The sequence below is a fragment of the Bradyrhizobium sp. WSM1743 genome (genome assembly GCF_000473065.1).
Taxonomy (GTDB): Bacteria; Pseudomonadota; Alphaproteobacteria; order Rhizobiales; family Xanthobacteraceae; genus Bradyrhizobium.
The window spans coordinates 24,824-38,004 of record NZ_AXAZ01000049.1; the positions used below are offsets into that span (position 1 = coordinate 24,824).

At 63.9% G+C, this 13,181-nt stretch carries 20 protein-coding genes; 9 read left to right on the top strand and 11 right to left on the bottom strand.

Annotated features, from left to right (window positions below; all coding sequences use genetic code 11):
- Nucleotides 1-142 precede the first annotated feature (142 nt).
- On the top strand, nt 143-1,288 hold the full coding sequence (gene tgt, locus YU9_RS0125605; protein WP_027575363.1) for a tRNA guanosine(34) transglycosylase Tgt: 1,146 nt from the start codon (nt 143-145) through the stop codon (nt 1,286-1,288).
- A gap of 1 nt (nt 1,289) precedes the next feature.
- Here tgt and YU9_RS0125610 read toward each other — a convergent pair whose 3' ends face one another.
- Entirely contained in the window at nt 1,290-1,508 is a 219-nt protein-coding gene (locus YU9_RS0125610) for a hypothetical protein (protein ID WP_027575364.1), read from the bottom strand.
- Nucleotides 1,509-1,727: 219 nt separating this feature from the next.
- Here YU9_RS0125610 and cysK point away from each other — a divergent pair, with 219 nt between their 5' ends.
- Both cysK and YU9_RS0125620 read left to right on the top strand, forming a co-directional pair.
- Nucleotides 1,728-2,705: a cysteine synthase A gene (gene cysK / locus YU9_RS0125615; RefSeq protein WP_027575365.1), complete on the top strand. Its 978-nt coding sequence runs from the start codon at nt 1,728-1,730 to the stop codon at nt 2,703-2,705.
- A gap of 3 nt (nt 2,706-2,708) precedes the next feature.
- On the top strand, nt 2,709-2,948 hold the full coding sequence (locus YU9_RS0125620) for a BrnA antitoxin family protein (protein WP_027575366.1): 240 nt from the start codon (nt 2,709-2,711) through the stop codon (nt 2,946-2,948).
- 236 nt (nt 2,949-3,184) lie between these two features.
- Here the strand turns inward: YU9_RS0125620 and YU9_RS0125625 are convergent, their stop codons facing one another.
- Both YU9_RS0125625 and YU9_RS0125630 read right to left on the bottom strand, forming a co-directional pair.
- Nucleotides 3,185-4,618, bottom strand: coding sequence for a caspase family protein (locus tag YU9_RS0125625; protein WP_027575367.1), 1,434 nt, complete (start codon nt 4,616-4,618; stop codon nt 3,185-3,187).
- Nucleotides 4,619-4,818: 200 nt separating this feature from the next.
- A complete protein-coding gene (locus YU9_RS0125630) occupies nt 4,819-5,694 on the bottom strand; it encodes a DMT family transporter (RefSeq protein ID WP_027575368.1) in 876 nt (291 codons plus the stop codon).
- A 151-nt stretch (nt 5,695-5,845) separates the two neighbouring features.
- On the opposite strand from YU9_RS0125630, the gene YU9_RS0125635 reads away from it, so the two are divergent.
- Nucleotides 5,846-6,244 carry a RidA family protein gene (locus YU9_RS0125635; RefSeq protein WP_027575369.1) on the top strand — a complete coding sequence of 133 codons (399 nt, stop codon included), beginning with the start codon at nt 5,846-5,848 and terminating at the stop codon, nt 6,242-6,244.
- 51 nt (nt 6,245-6,295) lie between these two features.
- Here the strand turns inward: YU9_RS0125635 and YU9_RS0125640 are convergent, their stop codons facing one another.
- The 3 genes from YU9_RS0125640 to YU9_RS0125650 form a co-directional block, all read right to left on the bottom strand.
- Nucleotides 6,296-6,841 carry a hypothetical protein gene (locus YU9_RS0125640; protein WP_027575370.1) on the bottom strand — a complete coding sequence of 182 codons (546 nt, stop codon included), beginning with the start codon at nt 6,839-6,841 and terminating at the stop codon, nt 6,296-6,298.
- Nucleotides 6,786-7,136, bottom strand: coding sequence for a hypothetical protein (locus YU9_RS0125645; protein WP_027575371.1), 351 nt, complete (start codon nt 7,134-7,136; stop codon nt 6,786-6,788). The genes YU9_RS0125640 and YU9_RS0125645 overlap by 56 nt, the downstream gene beginning before the upstream one ends.
- 211 nt (nt 7,137-7,347) lie before the next feature.
- Nucleotides 7,348-7,935, bottom strand: coding sequence for a formyltransferase family protein (locus YU9_RS0125650; RefSeq protein WP_027575372.1), 588 nt, complete (start codon nt 7,933-7,935; stop codon nt 7,348-7,350).
- Between the two features lie 189 nt (nt 7,936-8,124).
- Here YU9_RS0125650 and YU9_RS0125655 point away from each other — a divergent pair, with 189 nt between their 5' ends.
- Nucleotides 8,125-8,409, top strand: a complete 285-nt coding sequence (locus YU9_RS0125655) for a hypothetical protein (protein WP_027575373.1) — start codon at nt 8,125-8,127, stop codon at nt 8,407-8,409.
- Here YU9_RS0125655 and YU9_RS0125660 read toward each other — a convergent pair.
- Entirely contained in the window at nt 8,406-8,627 is a 222-nt protein-coding gene (locus tag YU9_RS0125660) for a hypothetical protein (protein WP_027575374.1), read from the bottom strand. The two genes, YU9_RS0125655 and YU9_RS0125660, sit on opposite strands and share 4 nt — an antisense overlap.
- A 214-nt stretch (nt 8,628-8,841) precedes the next feature.
- Here YU9_RS0125660 and YU9_RS0125665 point away from each other — a divergent pair, with 214 nt between their 5' ends.
- Together YU9_RS0125665 and YU9_RS0125670 are read left to right on the top strand one after the other, a co-directional pair.
- The gene (locus YU9_RS0125665; protein WP_027575375.1) at nt 8,842-9,060 is read left to right on the top strand and encodes a hypothetical protein; all 219 of its coding nucleotides are present in this window, start codon (nt 8,842-8,844) and stop codon (nt 9,058-9,060) included.
- Between the two features lie 169 nt (nt 9,061-9,229).
- The gene (locus YU9_RS0125670; protein ID WP_027575376.1) at nt 9,230-9,646 is read left to right on the top strand and encodes a hypothetical protein; all 417 of its coding nucleotides are present in this window, start codon (nt 9,230-9,232) and stop codon (nt 9,644-9,646) included.
- 26 nt (nt 9,647-9,672) lie between these two features.
- Here the strand turns inward: YU9_RS0125670 and YU9_RS0125675 are convergent, their stop codons facing one another.
- Together YU9_RS0125675 and YU9_RS0125680 are read right to left on the bottom strand one after the other, a co-directional pair.
- Nucleotides 9,673-9,975: a hypothetical protein gene (locus tag YU9_RS0125675; protein ID WP_027575377.1), complete on the bottom strand. Its 303-nt coding sequence runs from the start codon at nt 9,973-9,975 to the stop codon at nt 9,673-9,675.
- 106 nt (nt 9,976-10,081) lie between these two features.
- The gene (locus YU9_RS0125680) at nt 10,082-10,309 is read right to left on the bottom strand and encodes a hypothetical protein (protein ID WP_027575378.1); all 228 of its coding nucleotides are present in this window, start codon (nt 10,307-10,309) and stop codon (nt 10,082-10,084) included.
- A 325-nt stretch (nt 10,310-10,634) separates the two neighbouring features.
- Here YU9_RS0125680 and YU9_RS0125685 point away from each other — a divergent pair, with 325 nt between their 5' ends.
- Both YU9_RS0125685 and YU9_RS0125690 read left to right on the top strand, forming a co-directional pair.
- Nucleotides 10,635-11,714 (top strand): AI-2E family transporter, encoded by a 1,080-nt coding sequence (locus YU9_RS0125685; protein WP_371259197.1) that lies wholly within the window; start codon nt 10,635-10,637, stop codon nt 11,712-11,714.
- A 144-nt stretch (nt 11,715-11,858) separates the two neighbouring features.
- Nucleotides 11,859-12,251 (top strand): NUDIX hydrolase, encoded by a 393-nt coding sequence (locus YU9_RS0125690; RefSeq protein ID WP_027575380.1) that lies wholly within the window; start codon nt 11,859-11,861, stop codon nt 12,249-12,251.
- 1 nt (nt 12,252) lies between these two features.
- On the opposite strand, the gene YU9_RS0125695 is transcribed toward YU9_RS0125690, so the two are convergent.
- Nucleotides 12,253-12,537, bottom strand: coding sequence for a hypothetical protein (locus tag YU9_RS0125695; protein ID WP_027575381.1), 285 nt, complete (start codon nt 12,535-12,537; stop codon nt 12,253-12,255).
- 175 nt (nt 12,538-12,712) lie between these two features.
- A complete protein-coding gene (locus YU9_RS0125700) occupies nt 12,713-12,952 on the bottom strand; it encodes a hypothetical protein (protein ID WP_027575382.1) in 240 nt (79 codons plus the stop codon).
- Between the last annotated feature and the right edge of the window lie 229 nt (nt 12,953-13,181).

Genomic DNA, 13,181 nt, shown 5'->3' on the forward strand with positions numbered 1-13,181 from the left:
AAACTACACTGTATCGTTTTGTTTATCAAGGGGGGACGAGCACCTTCCTCGCGCTGCTTGGTGTCCCAGTCTGAAGCACAAACCGGCCGGAGCGCGGCCTGGCGGGTTGATCGGCCCCCTCCGACACGCAATAAGCACCGCCATGAATCCCGACAATGACCTTCCCAATCACTTTGAGTTGCTCGCCACCGATGGCGCCGCGCGCACCGGGCGGCTGACCACCCCGCACGGCGTGGTGCGGACGCCGGCCTTCATGCCGGTCGGCACCGCCGGTGCCATGAAGGGCATGCACTGGCGCGAGGTGCGCGATGCCGGCGCCGACATCGTGCTCGGCAACACCTACCACCTGATGCTGCGTCCGAGCGCCGAGCGGATCGCGGCGCTCGGCGGCCTGCAGCGGTTCACCGGCTGGAACGGGCCGATGCTGACGGATTCCGGGGGCTTCCAGGTGATGTCGCTGTCGGATCTGCGCAAAGTCAGCGAGAACGCCGTTACGTTCCGCTCGCATATCGACGGCGCCAAGGTCGAGCTGTCGCCGGAGCGCTCGATCGAGGTGCAGCGTTTGCTCGGCTCCGACATCGCCATGCAGATGGACGAATGCGTGCGGCTGCCTGCCGAGCGCGCCGACATCGAGCGCGCCATGCATTTGTCGCTGCGCTGGGCGGAGAGAAGCAAGCGCGCCTTCGCGAGCGCCCCGGACGGCTACATGCTGTTCGGCATCGTGCAGGGCGGCGACGTGCCGCAGCTTCGTCATGTGAGTGCTACAGGCCTGGTCGCGATCGGCTTCCACGGCTATGCGATCGGCGGCCTTGCCGTCGGCGAGCCGCAGGCGGTGATGCTGGCGATGATCGATGAGACCGCGCCGTTGCTGCCGCGAGAGCGGCCGCGCTACCTCATGGGGGTCGGCACGCCCGACGACATCCTCGAAGCGGTGAAGCGCGGCATCGACATGTTCGATTGCGTGATGCCGACCCGCAATGGCCGGCACGGCGTCGCGTTCACGCGCTTCGGTCAGGTGAATTTGCGCAATGCGCGCCACGCCGACGATCCGCGTCCGCTCGATGAGGAGAGCTCGTGGCCGTCGGCGCGCAACTACGCGCGCGCCTATCTGCACCATCTCGTCAAGGCGGGCGAGACGCTGGGAGCGATGCTGCTGTCCGAAATCAATATCGCTTACTACCAGTCCCTGATGCAGGGCATCAGGGACGCGATCGCACACGGAAAGTTCGACGAGTTCTATCAGCGCACGCGCGAGGACTGGGCGAGGGGCGACATCGCTCCACACTAGATCAGTTGCAGGTGAAGCGATGCTTGACGGCGTGCTTGGTCACGAAGCCGTAGCCGCAATTATCGCAGGTCCAGAGATAGCTGATCATGTGGTCCGAGACGTAGGCGGATGCTTCGGCGGCGACCATGGAGTCGGCGCAGACAGGGCAGGTGGGCAATTCGCTGCAACGCGGATCGCGGTTGGTCGCGACGGTCGACATCACTTCAGCAACTGCTGACATCGTGGTGACCTCCCTGCTTTGAGACGTAAGTCTAACATAAGCAGAATCAGTTGACGAGGTCGCAACACAAATGCGTTGGTTTTCTGATCTTTGCCGCTCACGTGATTTTGCAATGCAGCGTATTTAACATGTGCCGCATTGTCGCTTGCGTGTCGCCGCAAGCTGTCCGTAACTGCGAGAATGGTCGCGACTGCAGATCGTCGCCACAGGGAGTTCATCATGGACGCATCGTCCACCACGGGTGCAGCGCACCAACTCGGCCGCGGCCGGATCTATGACTCGATCGTCGATGCCTTCGGCAACACGCCCATCGTGCGCTTGCGCCGGCTGCCCGGCATGCACGACGTGAACGCGACCATTTTGGCAAAACTTGAATATTTCAATCCTGCAGCAAGCGTGAAGGACCGCATCGGAGCGGCCATGATCATCGCCATGGAGAAGGCGGGCATCGTCAAGCCCGACACCGTGCTGATCGAGCCGACCTCCGGCAATACCGGCATTGCGCTCGCCTTCGTAGCGGCTTCGCGCGGCTATCGGCTCAAGCTGGTGATGCCGGAGTCAATGTCGATCGAGCGACGCAAGATGCTGGCTTTTCTCGGCGCCGAGCTGGTGCTGACGCCGGCAGCGCAAGGCATGAAGGGCGCGATAGCGGCCGCCGAGGAGCTGTTGAGGACGACGCCGAACTCGGTGATGCCGCAGCAGTTCAAGAACCTCGCAAATCCCGAAGTGCACCGCCGCACCACCGCGGAGGAGATCTGGAACGACACCGGCGGCAACATCGATTTCTTCGTGGCCGGTGTCGGCACCGGCGGTACGATCACCGGCGTCGGCCAGGTGCTCAAGCCGCGCAAGGCCTCGCTGCGTGTGGTGGCGGTCGAGCCTGAGGAGAGCCCGGTGCTGTCCGGGGGGCAGCATACCCCGCACAAGATCCAGGGCATCGGCGCCGGCTTCGTCCCCGACATCCTCGACCGCTCCGTGATCGACGAGATCGTGAAGATCAACTCGACGACGGCGATCGAGATCTCGCGCGCGCTGGCGCGGCATGAAGGCATTCCGGGCGGCATCTCCTCGGGCGCGGCGATCGCGGCCGCGCTGCAAATCGGCAAACGCCCGGAAGCTGCGGGAAAGACCATCTTAGCGGTGGTGCCGTCCTTCTCCGAGCGGTATCTTTCGACGGCTCTGTTCGAGGGAATCTAGGACATGGCGGATCAACCGAGGCGGCCGCGTACGCTTGGCGATGCCAGAACGGAAGCCGAGGCGGCGTTCAAGAAGGTGACGGCGAAGGTCGCCGCGGCGCCCCCCAAACAGAACGCCGTTCCTGGCATCAAGGAGCAGGTCACGCTGCGCATCGACCAGGACGTGCTGGAGTTCTTCCAGGAGGGCGGTCCCGGCTGGCAGGACCGTATCAACGAGGCGCTGCGCAAGGCGGCCGGGAAGTAAGCGATCGGTCCTCAGGCTGGGACGCTCCTGTGCTCGCATCTGTATCCCAACCTCGTCATTGCGAGCGAAGCGAAGCAATCCAGGCTGCCACCGCCGGGGGATTCTGGATTGCTCCGCTACGCTCGCAATGACGGGGTGAGCGGCAGCACTGTCCTTCTTCTTGTCAGAAAGAAAAAACCCGGCGTGAGCCGGGCTTTTGCGTGAGCCGGGCTTTTGCTTGAGCGACGGGCCTTGCCTCAGCGGCGGAACATGCCGCCCATCATGCCGCCGACGACACCGCCAACGAAGGCCGCACCGGCAGCATCGCCGGGGCTGCTGCGCTGTTGGGGAGCCGGCGCGGGCGCGCTGCTTGGTGCGGGGGCGCTGGCGGCGCGCCGGGCCGCCTTCTGGCTGTTGTCGCTCGCAACGGGCGGAGCAGCCACGACCTCCGAAAGCAGGGCCTTGTGCTGATGCTTGTTGAGGTAGCCTGACGACGGATAGCCGCGCGCGGCCTGCCAGCGCTTGATCACCGTGCGGGTCTCGTCGCTGAACACGCCGGTCTGCTTGGTGTCAAAGCCGAGGCCGGTGAGGCGGCGCTGCACGTCGCGGCGCCCGGTCTTATCGAGGCCGATCTGGTCCTCGGTGAGCTGGGTGGCCTCGTCGGTGAAGGTCGCAGGATCGACGCCAGCGTTGAGCGTGCGGGTCGCGGTCGAGGGGCCGCTCTTGATCGCCGCGAGGCGTGCCAGCGCCAGTGCCTTGAACTGACCGTTCGGATAGGCGGAGAGATAGGCGTTGAGCTCCTCCGGCTTGTTGGACTCCTTCACCGAGCGCCAGTATTCGAGCTCGACACCGTCCGAGCTCCCGGTCGCCGCCGGCACGACGCCGGAAGCGGTCGGGGCTGCGTTGGCGACCTGGGTGGTCGGGGCCTGATTGAGATAGACGGAGCCCGTCAGGTTGGTGTGCCCCCAAGGCAGTTGGCCTTTGCGCGTCTCTTCATTGACCTGGGCGCGCACCGCCGTCATCGCCTGCTGAATCTCGACGCCAGGCTTGGTGATGTTGTCGATCAGTGCGCGGGTAAACGGGCTGTTGTTGCCCTCCTGGCCGTCGAGCGCGGTCTGGCCAGGACCGGTGGCGAACGCGATCAGCGTGCCTTCGCCGGACTTCATCTCGGCGAGACCGCTCTGGACGTTGACGCTGCGGGTCGCCGCGTTCGACTTGATCTTGGCGGCGAACGGATTGTCGCGGCAGGCATCGAGGAAGACGAGCTTGACCTTGGCATCGCCCATGGTCTGCTCGAGCGTCAGGTCGATGTTGATGGCAGCGCCCAGCTTGACGTCCATCTCCGACTTGATGTCGGCATCGACGGGAAGCAGGTAGTTGGTACCGCTGACGGCGATGCCGTGGCCGGCATAATAGAACAGCGCGATATCGGAACCCTGCGCCTTGCGGCCGAAGTCGAGCAGCTTTTCCGTCATCTGGTCGCGGGAGAGATTGGAGCCTTCGATCACCTCGAAGCCGACATTGCGCAGCGTGGATGCCATCGCCTTGGCGTCGATCGGCGGGTTCGGCAATTGCGCGACGTTCTTGTAGGAGCCGTTGCCGACAACGAAGGCAACGCGGCGGTCAGCCTTGGCGGCACTGATCGACAGCGCCATGCACATCAGCGAGGCGAGGAGGGTGAGATAGCGCATTCTGAAATCCCCAGAATCGAATTGCAGGCAGCAACAAATTGGCAACGAACCTACACGAAGTGCCCGACTTCGCGCCACCAAAACGGCAGTCCGGTGCGTCAACCCGCTGCTGTGTGGCCGAATGTGCACGATGGAGAGCCCCTCCAACGTGATCCAAATCACACGGCCACTTTGTTTTGTCGCCCGAGGCGGCGCGAGGTTCACTGCGCGCGGGCGGGAACCGGCGAAGCGGGCTTCAAATTGAGGAGATTGCCGAAAAGGATCAGTGCCGCACCGAGCACGGTCCAGGCGTCGAGCCGCTCGGAATACAGCAGCCAGCCGGCAGTCGCGGTCAGTGGAACCCGCAGGAAGTCCATCGGAACGACGATCGTCGCGTCGGCGTAGCGCATCGCGCTGGCGAGGCAATAGTGTGAGAATGTGCCGCAGACGGCGATCACGCCGACCCAGGCCCAGGCATAGAGCGATGGCCAGGTCCAGACGAACAGCGTCGGCACGAAGCCTGCGACCGACTGCACCACCAGCATCCAGAACAGGATCGAGAGCGCGCTTTCAGTGCGGGTCAGCGATTTCACCAGCGCCATCGAGACGCCGAATCCCATGGCGGCCCCGAGCGCGATGAGCTGCCCCGGATTGATCTCCCCGGTCGCAGGTCGGACGATGACGATCACCCCGACGAGTCCCAGCACGATGGCGGCGATCTTCCAGGGCGTCATTTGTTCGGACAGGAAGCTTGCCGCGAGGATGGCCGTCCAGATCGGCATGGTGAACTCGATCGCCACGACCTGGCCGATCGGGATCAGCGTCAGCGCGAAGAACCAGCCGAGCTGGGCAATATAGTGCACTAAATTGCGCCCGACATGCTGCGGTAGGCGCGATGTCTTGAGCACCTTCAAGCCGCCGGCGCGGTAGATGATCGGCGAGAGCAACAGGAAGCCGACCAGCGACCTCACTTCCATGATCTGAAAAACATTCAGCTCGCGCGTGGTCTCACGCCCGGCGACCGCCATGACCAGCATCAGTGACAGCCAGCCGGCCATCCACAGTGCAGCCATCGTTTTGGACGGTGTCGCGCTCATCGGGGGCAGAATGCCGGAGGATGGAAACCTGAAGGACGGCCGGTATCGGCGACATCGCCGGCATTTGCAACGGTCAAATCTGCGGATGCAGCGATGCAGCGTGTCGTGCTAGGCATCTCTAAACAACGAGAAGATCGGGAGAGCTTCGCTCATGCATATCTTGCAGCCGGCCGAGTGGAAAAAACCGCGCGGCTTTTCCCATGGCGCCGTGGTCGAGGGGGCGGGCCGGTGGGTGGTTCTGGCCGGCCAAACCGGCGGCGACGAGGCTGGCAATTACGCGCCCGATATGGCCGCGCAGGTCGCGACCGCGCTGAAGCGGATCATCAAGCTCCTGGGCGAGGCCGGCGCCAGCCCCGAGCACATCGTCCGCCTGACCTGGTACCTGACCAGCCGCAGCGAATATGAAGCGGCTGGACCAGGGATTGGTGCGGCCTGGAAGGAAACGCTCGGACGCAATTTCCCGCCCTCGACGCTGCTCTATATCGGTGGCCTCGTCGACGACCGGGCCAAGGTCGAGATCGAGGTCACGGCGTTCGTGCCGGACGCATAAAAAGTCGACCCGGCGAAGCCGCCCGCTCGATTGTCGTAACAACGGTTCGCCTTAGCGCGTCATCGAGATGCTGGCGCCACGGAACTGGCTGTCCGCGCGCATCGTGACGGTCTGCTTGTTGCCGCTCGTCCTCAGCGCGATATTGGCGTTGAAGCCTGCGGCGGAGGCGACCACCTCAAAGTTTCCGCCGCCACCGCGGCCCTGGAGCGAGCCAGAGATGTTGCGGCTGGACTCGGACCAGCTTCCCGAAATGGCATTGCCCGCCGACTGAACGTTGGCGGAGAGGATGAACTTGTAGGCGTCGCTGGCACAGGTCAGCGTCATTTCCATTGTGGGCCCGATGGGAGCATACTTGGCCCGGCAACGGATGCGCTCCGTCGATCCGTCCTCGAGGCTGACGGTGCCGCCGCCGCTCCAGGTGCCTGCCATCGGGCCAAACGGGCCTGACTGAGCTTTGCTTTCGGTGTGGGCGATACCCGTCCCAAACAAAACGGCGGCCGCGATCAGCAGCCGCCGGCTTCTAGCGCGAGTCTCAGTTGGCTTATTGGCGCGATGCTTCCCACCGCCCGCTGCACGGTATGCCTGCAGATGCTCCATTCCACTTCCCCGATCCGGCGTTGCCGTTGAGTTGACCGTTGGCATATGCACCATTGATCGAAACTTTCACAAGTCCCCCACTGCCGATGGTGCCGGAAACGTTAGCACCGGGCGCGGTGATCTTGCCATCGGCAACCGTCAGCATGGAGCTCGCGGTCGGTTCGCACGAACCGCTCTTGGTCACGATGGTGACGTGCCAGTTGCCGTCATAGGGGCTCTGGGCAAAGGCGGGGACGGCGAGGGTGCCGGCGAAAACTGAGGCGGCACAGAACACCGCAATGCGACCAAAACGCATGAATTCGTCCTTGAATGTGTCTGATATGCTGACGGTTATTCGGACGAAATGTGACGGAAATTTGTTGCAATGCCAAAGCGAAAATTGTTCCTGTGGGAACAAAGGTTTATTTGCGCTTTTGGTCCCAAATTCCGAAGTGGAATCAAGGCCCCTTCACATTAAGGGTAAACGTCAGGGCGACTCAGGGAAGGCTGGCTCAGGAAAAGCTGGTTCAGGAAAGGCTCGGCGCGGAGGTGGCGAACTGCTCGTCCTGAATCTTGGCGGGCAGCGCCTTGTGCACCTTGATGTAGTCGATCACATCGGCGAGCAGCTTGAGCCCGAGCGGCGCCAGCGCGCGCTCCCAAAGCTCCCGTGCGGTCTCGCCCTTCTTGACGAAGCACCAGTCCTGGGCGGCGATCGCGCCGGCGTCCATGCGGTCGGCGAGATGGTAGATCGTGCCGCCGGCGATCGGATCGCCTTCCTTGATGGTCCATTCCACCGCGGCCTTGCCGCGATGGCGCGGCAGCAGCGAGGGGTGATAGCCGATCCCGCCGAACTTGGCGGAGGCGAGCGCGTCCCTGCCGATTCGGGCATGGCTGTGCGCGGTGATGATCAGATCGGTGTCGGGGCCAATCTCGGACGCCACCACCAGTTTCGGATTGGCCTGGACCACGACCTCGATGCCGGCGGCCCTGGCTGTCGCGGCGAGGCGATCCTCGGCATCGGCCACCACGACCCGGACGACCGCGACGCTGTGCTCCCGCAGCATGTTCAGGGTGGTCACGCCGAAATGGCGGGAGCCGACGAGGGTAATGCGCATGGGGGTCCGATCCGTCTCGCAACTGCGTCATCCCCCGATAACACGTCCGTACGCCCTGTCACCATCCGCGCGGCGTTTGCGTGGGTTATCAACAATGCGCCGCGCGGCGGCTGCGGCGAACTCTGGGATTGCGCAGACGATCGCTCCGGTGCTTCCTTGCGGGTATTGCACCGGCTCGGGAGTGAGCGCATGCGCAGCGTCCGGCTTGTCGTTCTCGCGACACTGATGGCGGTTACTTCGGCCCATGCTGGTGGCCCGTACCCGGCAGTCCCGCCCGAAACCGGCGTCGCGCCGTTGGTGGGGCCGGCCTGGGACGCCTATCGTTGCGCCCAGGGGCCGGTGATCAATTTCTATCATCGCGCCTATTACGGCGAGGAACCGCCGGCGCTCTATCGCGGCTACGCCTACCGGCCATATTACCGCTACGGCGCCTATCGCCGATTGCCGCGCACCTATTTCTGCGTCACCGACTAGAGCATGATCCGGAAAAGTGCGCAGCGGTTTTCCGAAAAGATCATGCTCAAACAATAACCCAAAGCGCGATAGCGCTTCTTCCTGAGCCCATCGCGCTTTAGCGTTGCCGCGCCGCCACGGTCGGACGGAAAGCGGCCGATGAGCGGTTCCTGTGTTTCGTTTGTAACGGAGATGCCCCTGATCGGCTGATAATGTGCGCCAACCGGGGCTGGCGACATTTCAACCGCATCCGTTTTCGAACCCGGCTTTGGCCGCTGGCGTGATCGCCGGCGGCCTTTTCGCGCCACGCATCACGACATCATCGGGCGGCAACACGATCTCAACCAGCTTGGCGTATCGACGAATCTGTCGCGGATTTGTATTGCGTACCGCGACACGAAAACGTCCGCCGGCGTGGGTGCGCCGCCGGGCCTTTTCGCCGGACGGATTTTCATGCCGAGTGCAATCGAGCAGATCGTCGACGCCTATGTGCGTCTGAAGAACCGCCGTGGACTCGACCAGCTGATGATGCACAGGCAGCGGCTCGCGGTCGATCTGAAGAGCAGGTCCGGCTACGATTTCAGCCTGCCGATCGGCCAGATCGACGAGGAGATCGCGATCATCGAGGCGGGGCTCAGCCGGCTCAAGGCGGAGAACTCCACGACGATCTAGATTGTCTGCGCCGTTGCGCGAGACTTGGGGGCCGACGCATCGTCGCAGTCCGAGCCCGGTTCATGCACGGTTCAGGCCGGCCGTGTCTCAATCGTCAGGTCGTTTCGTGGGACACGAATCCTGATAGGCTTTCCTGATAGGCTTGTCCCCGTGATTTGGAGGAGACGTCATGATCGAGCTTGCGCTGGCTGGCCTGCTTGCGTTCGCAACCGTGCCCGCGGCAACGCCGGCGCCTATGGTGGAGCAAGTTCAGTTCAGAGGTGGTCCGGGCGGACAATGTCCGCACGGCTATGATTTCAACCACTCGAACGGCCGCTGCTATCCCAACGAGTATCACGCGCCGGGTGTCTACACTGGGGTCGGACCAGGCTATGGGCGCGGTGGCGGCCTGTGTCCGCACGGATACGACTACAATTACTCGACCGGCCAGTGCTATCCGAATGATGCGCACGCGCCGGGCGCTTACGGGCGTCCCCAATATTACGGACGACGCGGCGGGCTCTGTCCGGACGGCTACGACTACAATTATTCGCAGGGACAGTGCTATCCGAACAGCGCACGCGCGCCCGGACTGTACGGGCGATAATCGATCGCCGTGCGAAGCGGGCGCGCTCAGTCGCGCCGGCCGCCGTCAATCACCGTGAACAGCGGCCGCGCCGGCGTCGGCTCGACCAGCAATTCCTCCACCAGTGCGGTGGCTGCATCGACATATTTGCGGGTCGGCTTATCCAGAGGGCGCTTGGCTTCGTCGTCAAGCGCGACCTTTGCGGCTTCGACCAGCTTGCGCATGCGTGCTGCATGGTCGTCGCCCGCCGTCAGCGTCGCGCGCGCCAGCGAGCGCAGCACGAACAGCTCGCCCTCGAGGCGGAGCAGACGGTCGTTGAGCCTGGTCAGGACGGCGTTGAGGTCGGCCATATTTGCTGTTCGGCGCGAAGGATCCGCCCTGATCTAACGGCGATCGGTGAACGGAGTCCAAACGGCGCCGGTGCAATTCGGCCGATCCTGCGACGCCGCGGACAGCTTACCACTCGACTCCCGCCCAGCGCCTGCCGAACACAGGCGGCCTCGTCTTCACGGCTTGCCAGCCGAAGAAGTGATGCTTGCCGGACCAGGCGTGCACGACGCCGCTACAGACGCCGCATTTGAAGCTGCCGGTATGGGCCTCGCTGTGCTCCTCTCTGGTCGCGGTGTAGTTCATGCCGCAACCCGCACAGGTGAACTCTTCGATCGTCCAGATGCTGTTGGCCATGGCCCAGAAGGTGTTTCGGTGACCCCGATCCACAGTAGTCATCCGCGTTTGCAGCGGGGTAAACTGGCGAGGGGAAATCCGGTTAACGGGCATTAGCCAAGCTGGGCAGGAGCGCAGACCATCCGCCCGCCCATCCAGATCAGCCGCCGTTTCGACTGTTCGAATGTCCCGGTCGATGAGCATCTGCACCCAATGGCCCCGATCTGTTCCCAATCGGGAGCATGGTCAGTTCCAGTCGCCTTGACGCAGGATGCGTTGCTGGCAATAACGGCTGGACCTCGCAAGCGCCGGAAATTGCGTTCATGCCGCAAGGAAAGCTGTGCCCGTGAAAAGCCTCCGTCAGCTCCTGACGGGAGAGGACGTCATCCAGCTCGTGATCCGGCTCGGCCTGCTCGCCCTGCTGATCATCTGGACCTTCCTGATCATCCGCCCGTTCGTGCCGATCCTGGCCTGGAGCGGCGTGCTGGCGGTTGCGTTCTATCCGGCGTTCAGCTGGGTTGCCAAGATTCTCGGCGGCCGGCCCAAGACCGCAGCAGCGATCCTGACCCTGATCACGCTGGGCATCGTCATTGGTCCGGCGACCTGGCTCGGCATCAGTGCGGTGGACGGCGTGCGCGAGCTGGCACACCAGCTCGGCACCGGCGATCTCGCGCTGCAATCGGCGCCGGAGCAGCTCAAGTCCTGGCCGCTCGTCGGCCCCTGGCTCTACGAGCTCTGGGACCAAGCCTATAACAACGTTCGGGCGGTGGTGCGCGAAGTGGCGCCGTATCTCCAGCCGCTGGCAGGCCCGCTGCTTTCGCTCGCAGGCGACGCCGGCCTTGGCACGCTCCAGTTTCTCGTCTCCGTGTTCGTCGCCGGCTTCCTGTTTCCGCATGGGCCGCGGCTGGTCGCGGCCGGCCGCAGCTTCCTGTTTCGCATCGTGCCGGAGCAGAGCGAGCATTTCCTGTCGCTTGCGGGTGCGACCATTCGCGCCGTGGCGCAGGGCGTGATCGGCGTCGCGATCGTGCAGGCGCTGCTCGCCGGCATCGGCTTCAAGCTCGCTTCGGTGCCGAGCGCGGGCCTTCTCGCCTTCATCGTGCTGCTGCTCTCGATCGTGCAGATCGGTGCTTTCCTCGTGCTGCTGCCGGTGATCATCTGGATATGGACCGCCAAGGACGTCACCACGGCGCTGCTCCTCACCGTGTTTCTCGTCGTCGTCGGTTTCATCGACACCATGTTGAAGCCGCTCGTCATGGGGCGCGGCCTGACCACCCCGACCATCGTGATCTTCGTCGGCGTGATCGGCGGCACGCTGGCCCACGGCATCGTCGGCCTGTTCATCGGCCCGATCGTCCTGTCGGTGGCCTGGGAGCTGATGATGGCCTGGATCAGGACCGAGGATCGGGCGGAGGCGGGGAAGGGCTGACCTCGCACCCCGAATGGCGCGGTCTGCCGGCCGTGCCGCGCCAGGCCCCTTGGCTGGCGTCCTATGATCAAGGCGTGCCGCGAACTTGTCTGTTCGACTAGACAAGTTACGATTGGCTTGATTCTGTTTTCGACGACGGCAGCAATGGCGAAGTCTTCCAAGCTGGTTGCCGCCAGGCGCGGCAAGGTATTGTTGGTCAGGCGCCGGTCGGATGGCCTCTGGATGTTCCCGGGCGGGCGCAAGCGTGCGCGCGAGTCGGAGAAGGACTGCCTGCGGCGGGAGATCAAGGAGGAGCTGCCCAAGCTGAAGCTCGGCAGGATCAGCCTTTGGAAGGAAGTGAAGGCGAGGAACAAGCGCTCCGGCCGCAAGATGAGTGACGCGATCTTCATCACCAAGTCCGCCAAGGGCAGGCTGGCGATCGGCGACAAGAAGGAGATCGACCGCGCCGCCTGGCACAAGCCCCGCGGCATCCGCCTGACGCCGACCTCGCGCTACATCCGCGACCGCCTGTTTCCGAGGAAGCGGCGGCGGAGCTGAGCTAGTCCTCCCGCTCCGCCGATCGCGTCCGTCCGGCGAATCTCCTCGGCTGCGCCAACTGCGGTTCGGGTGCAGCAAGCTTCGCGGTCTCAAGCTCCCGCATCTCCTTGCGGACCTTGCGTGCATTGCGCATTGCGCGCTTGATGAAGGGATGTTGGGAGTCCTCGGCGAAGAACAGCACCACTTCGCAACTCGGACATTGTCTGGAATAGCCGTCCTGCAACCGCCCGGCGCGATCGCGAAACACGTTCTTGCACCGCGTGCACTGAATCTGGACCGAACTCATGCGCGGACAACGATGGCTTTGAAAATGGAACGTCAGCTGATCCCAAATGTCTGAAGAAAGCTTGAATGCCTTCGTGGCTGGATGCTGGCAGAACGCGCGCGGCCAACCACCACCATCCGGTCGATCCGGTCGCGGCCGGCGGCGGAAGGCGCCGGTTGGAACAGACAGCCAGCCGCTATTGCCTGGCCGCCATCGTTTCCAGGCAGTGGTTGAGAAAGGCAGTGCGATCCCTGGGCAGCACCTTCTCGAGGTCCGCCTTCAGGGCGCATTCACGCTGGCGCAACTGCTCGGCCCGGCGCTTCTCGGCCGCCTCGCGATATTCGGGAGCAACCTTGTTGGGATCGACCAGCGTCTGTGCGTGGGCGGGGACCGTCGCAAGCAGCGCGATGGCGCCGATGAAAATGAATGGTTTCAAATCAGCCTCCGTCAAAGGAGGCATCCTAGCGCGCTGCTTGCGCAAACCCAAACCGGAGGGATGCGGTACCGCATTCCTGATAGATCGGAACCGATATTGCGCCGACCGCGCCGGCAGACTTCCCGCCCACCTGCTTGGAACGACTCTGCGCCTCGCGCGTAGATTCTTGGCTCCCGGCCCAGTCCCCAACCCCAAAAGCCCCCGGGCCGTGAGAAAACCTTCCCCACAA

Bases quoted from the DNA above. Each gene is read 5' to 3' on its own strand.
- YU9_RS0125640 (WP_027575370.1), bottom strand. From the start codon at position 6,841: ATGGAGCATCTGCAGGCATACCGTGCAGCGGGCGGTGGGAAGCATCGC.
- YU9_RS0125630 (WP_027575368.1), bottom strand. From the start codon at position 5,694: ATGAGCGCGACACCGTCCAAAACGATGGCTGCACTGTGGATGGCCGGC.
- tgt (WP_027575363.1), top strand. From the start codon at position 143: ATGAATCCCGACAATGACCTTCCCAATCACTTTGAGTTGCTCGCCACC.
- YU9_RS0125675 (WP_027575377.1), bottom strand. From the start codon at position 9,975: ATGGCCGACCTCAACGCCGTCCTGACCAGGCTCAACGACCGTCTGCTC.
- YU9_RS0125665 (WP_027575375.1), top strand. From the start codon at position 8,842: ATGCCGAGTGCAATCGAGCAGATCGTCGACGCCTATGTGCGTCTGAAG.
- cysK (WP_027575365.1), top strand. From the start codon at position 1,728: ATGGACGCATCGTCCACCACGGGTGCAGCGCACCAACTCGGCCGCGGC.
- YU9_RS0125655 (WP_027575373.1), top strand. From the start codon at position 8,125: ATGCGCAGCGTCCGGCTTGTCGTTCTCGCGACACTGATGGCGGTTACT.
- YU9_RS0125690 (WP_027575380.1), top strand. From the start codon at position 11,859: ATGGCGAAGTCTTCCAAGCTGGTTGCCGCCAGGCGCGGCAAGGTATTG.
- YU9_RS0125670 (WP_027575376.1), top strand. From the start codon at position 9,230: ATGATCGAGCTTGCGCTGGCTGGCCTGCTTGCGTTCGCAACCGTGCCC.
- YU9_RS0125650 (WP_027575372.1), bottom strand. From the start codon at position 7,935: ATGCGCATTACCCTCGTCGGCTCCCGCCATTTCGGCGTGACCACCCTG.
- YU9_RS0125680 (WP_027575378.1), bottom strand. From the start codon at position 10,309: ATGGCCAACAGCATCTGGACGATCGAAGAGTTCACCTGTGCGGGTTGC.
- YU9_RS0125635 (WP_027575369.1), top strand. From the start codon at position 5,846: ATGCATATCTTGCAGCCGGCCGAGTGGAAAAAACCGCGCGGCTTTTCC.
- YU9_RS0125695 (WP_027575381.1), bottom strand. From the start codon at position 12,537: ATGAGTTCGGTCCAGATTCAGTGCACGCGGTGCAAGAACGTGTTTCGC.
- YU9_RS0125620 (WP_027575366.1), top strand. From the start codon at position 2,709: ATGGCGGATCAACCGAGGCGGCCGCGTACGCTTGGCGATGCCAGAACG.
- YU9_RS0125645 (WP_027575371.1), bottom strand. From the start codon at position 7,136: ATGCGTTTTGGTCGCATTGCGGTGTTCTGTGCCGCCTCAGTTTTCGCC.
- YU9_RS0125660 (WP_027575374.1), bottom strand. From the start codon at position 8,627: ATGTCGCCAGCCCCGGTTGGCGCACATTATCAGCCGATCAGGGGCATC.
- YU9_RS0125610 (WP_027575364.1), bottom strand. From the start codon at position 1,508: ATGTCAGCAGTTGCTGAAGTGATGTCGACCGTCGCGACCAACCGCGAT.
- YU9_RS0125625 (WP_027575367.1), bottom strand. From the start codon at position 4,618: ATGCGCTATCTCACCCTCCTCGCCTCGCTGATGTGCATGGCGCTGTCG.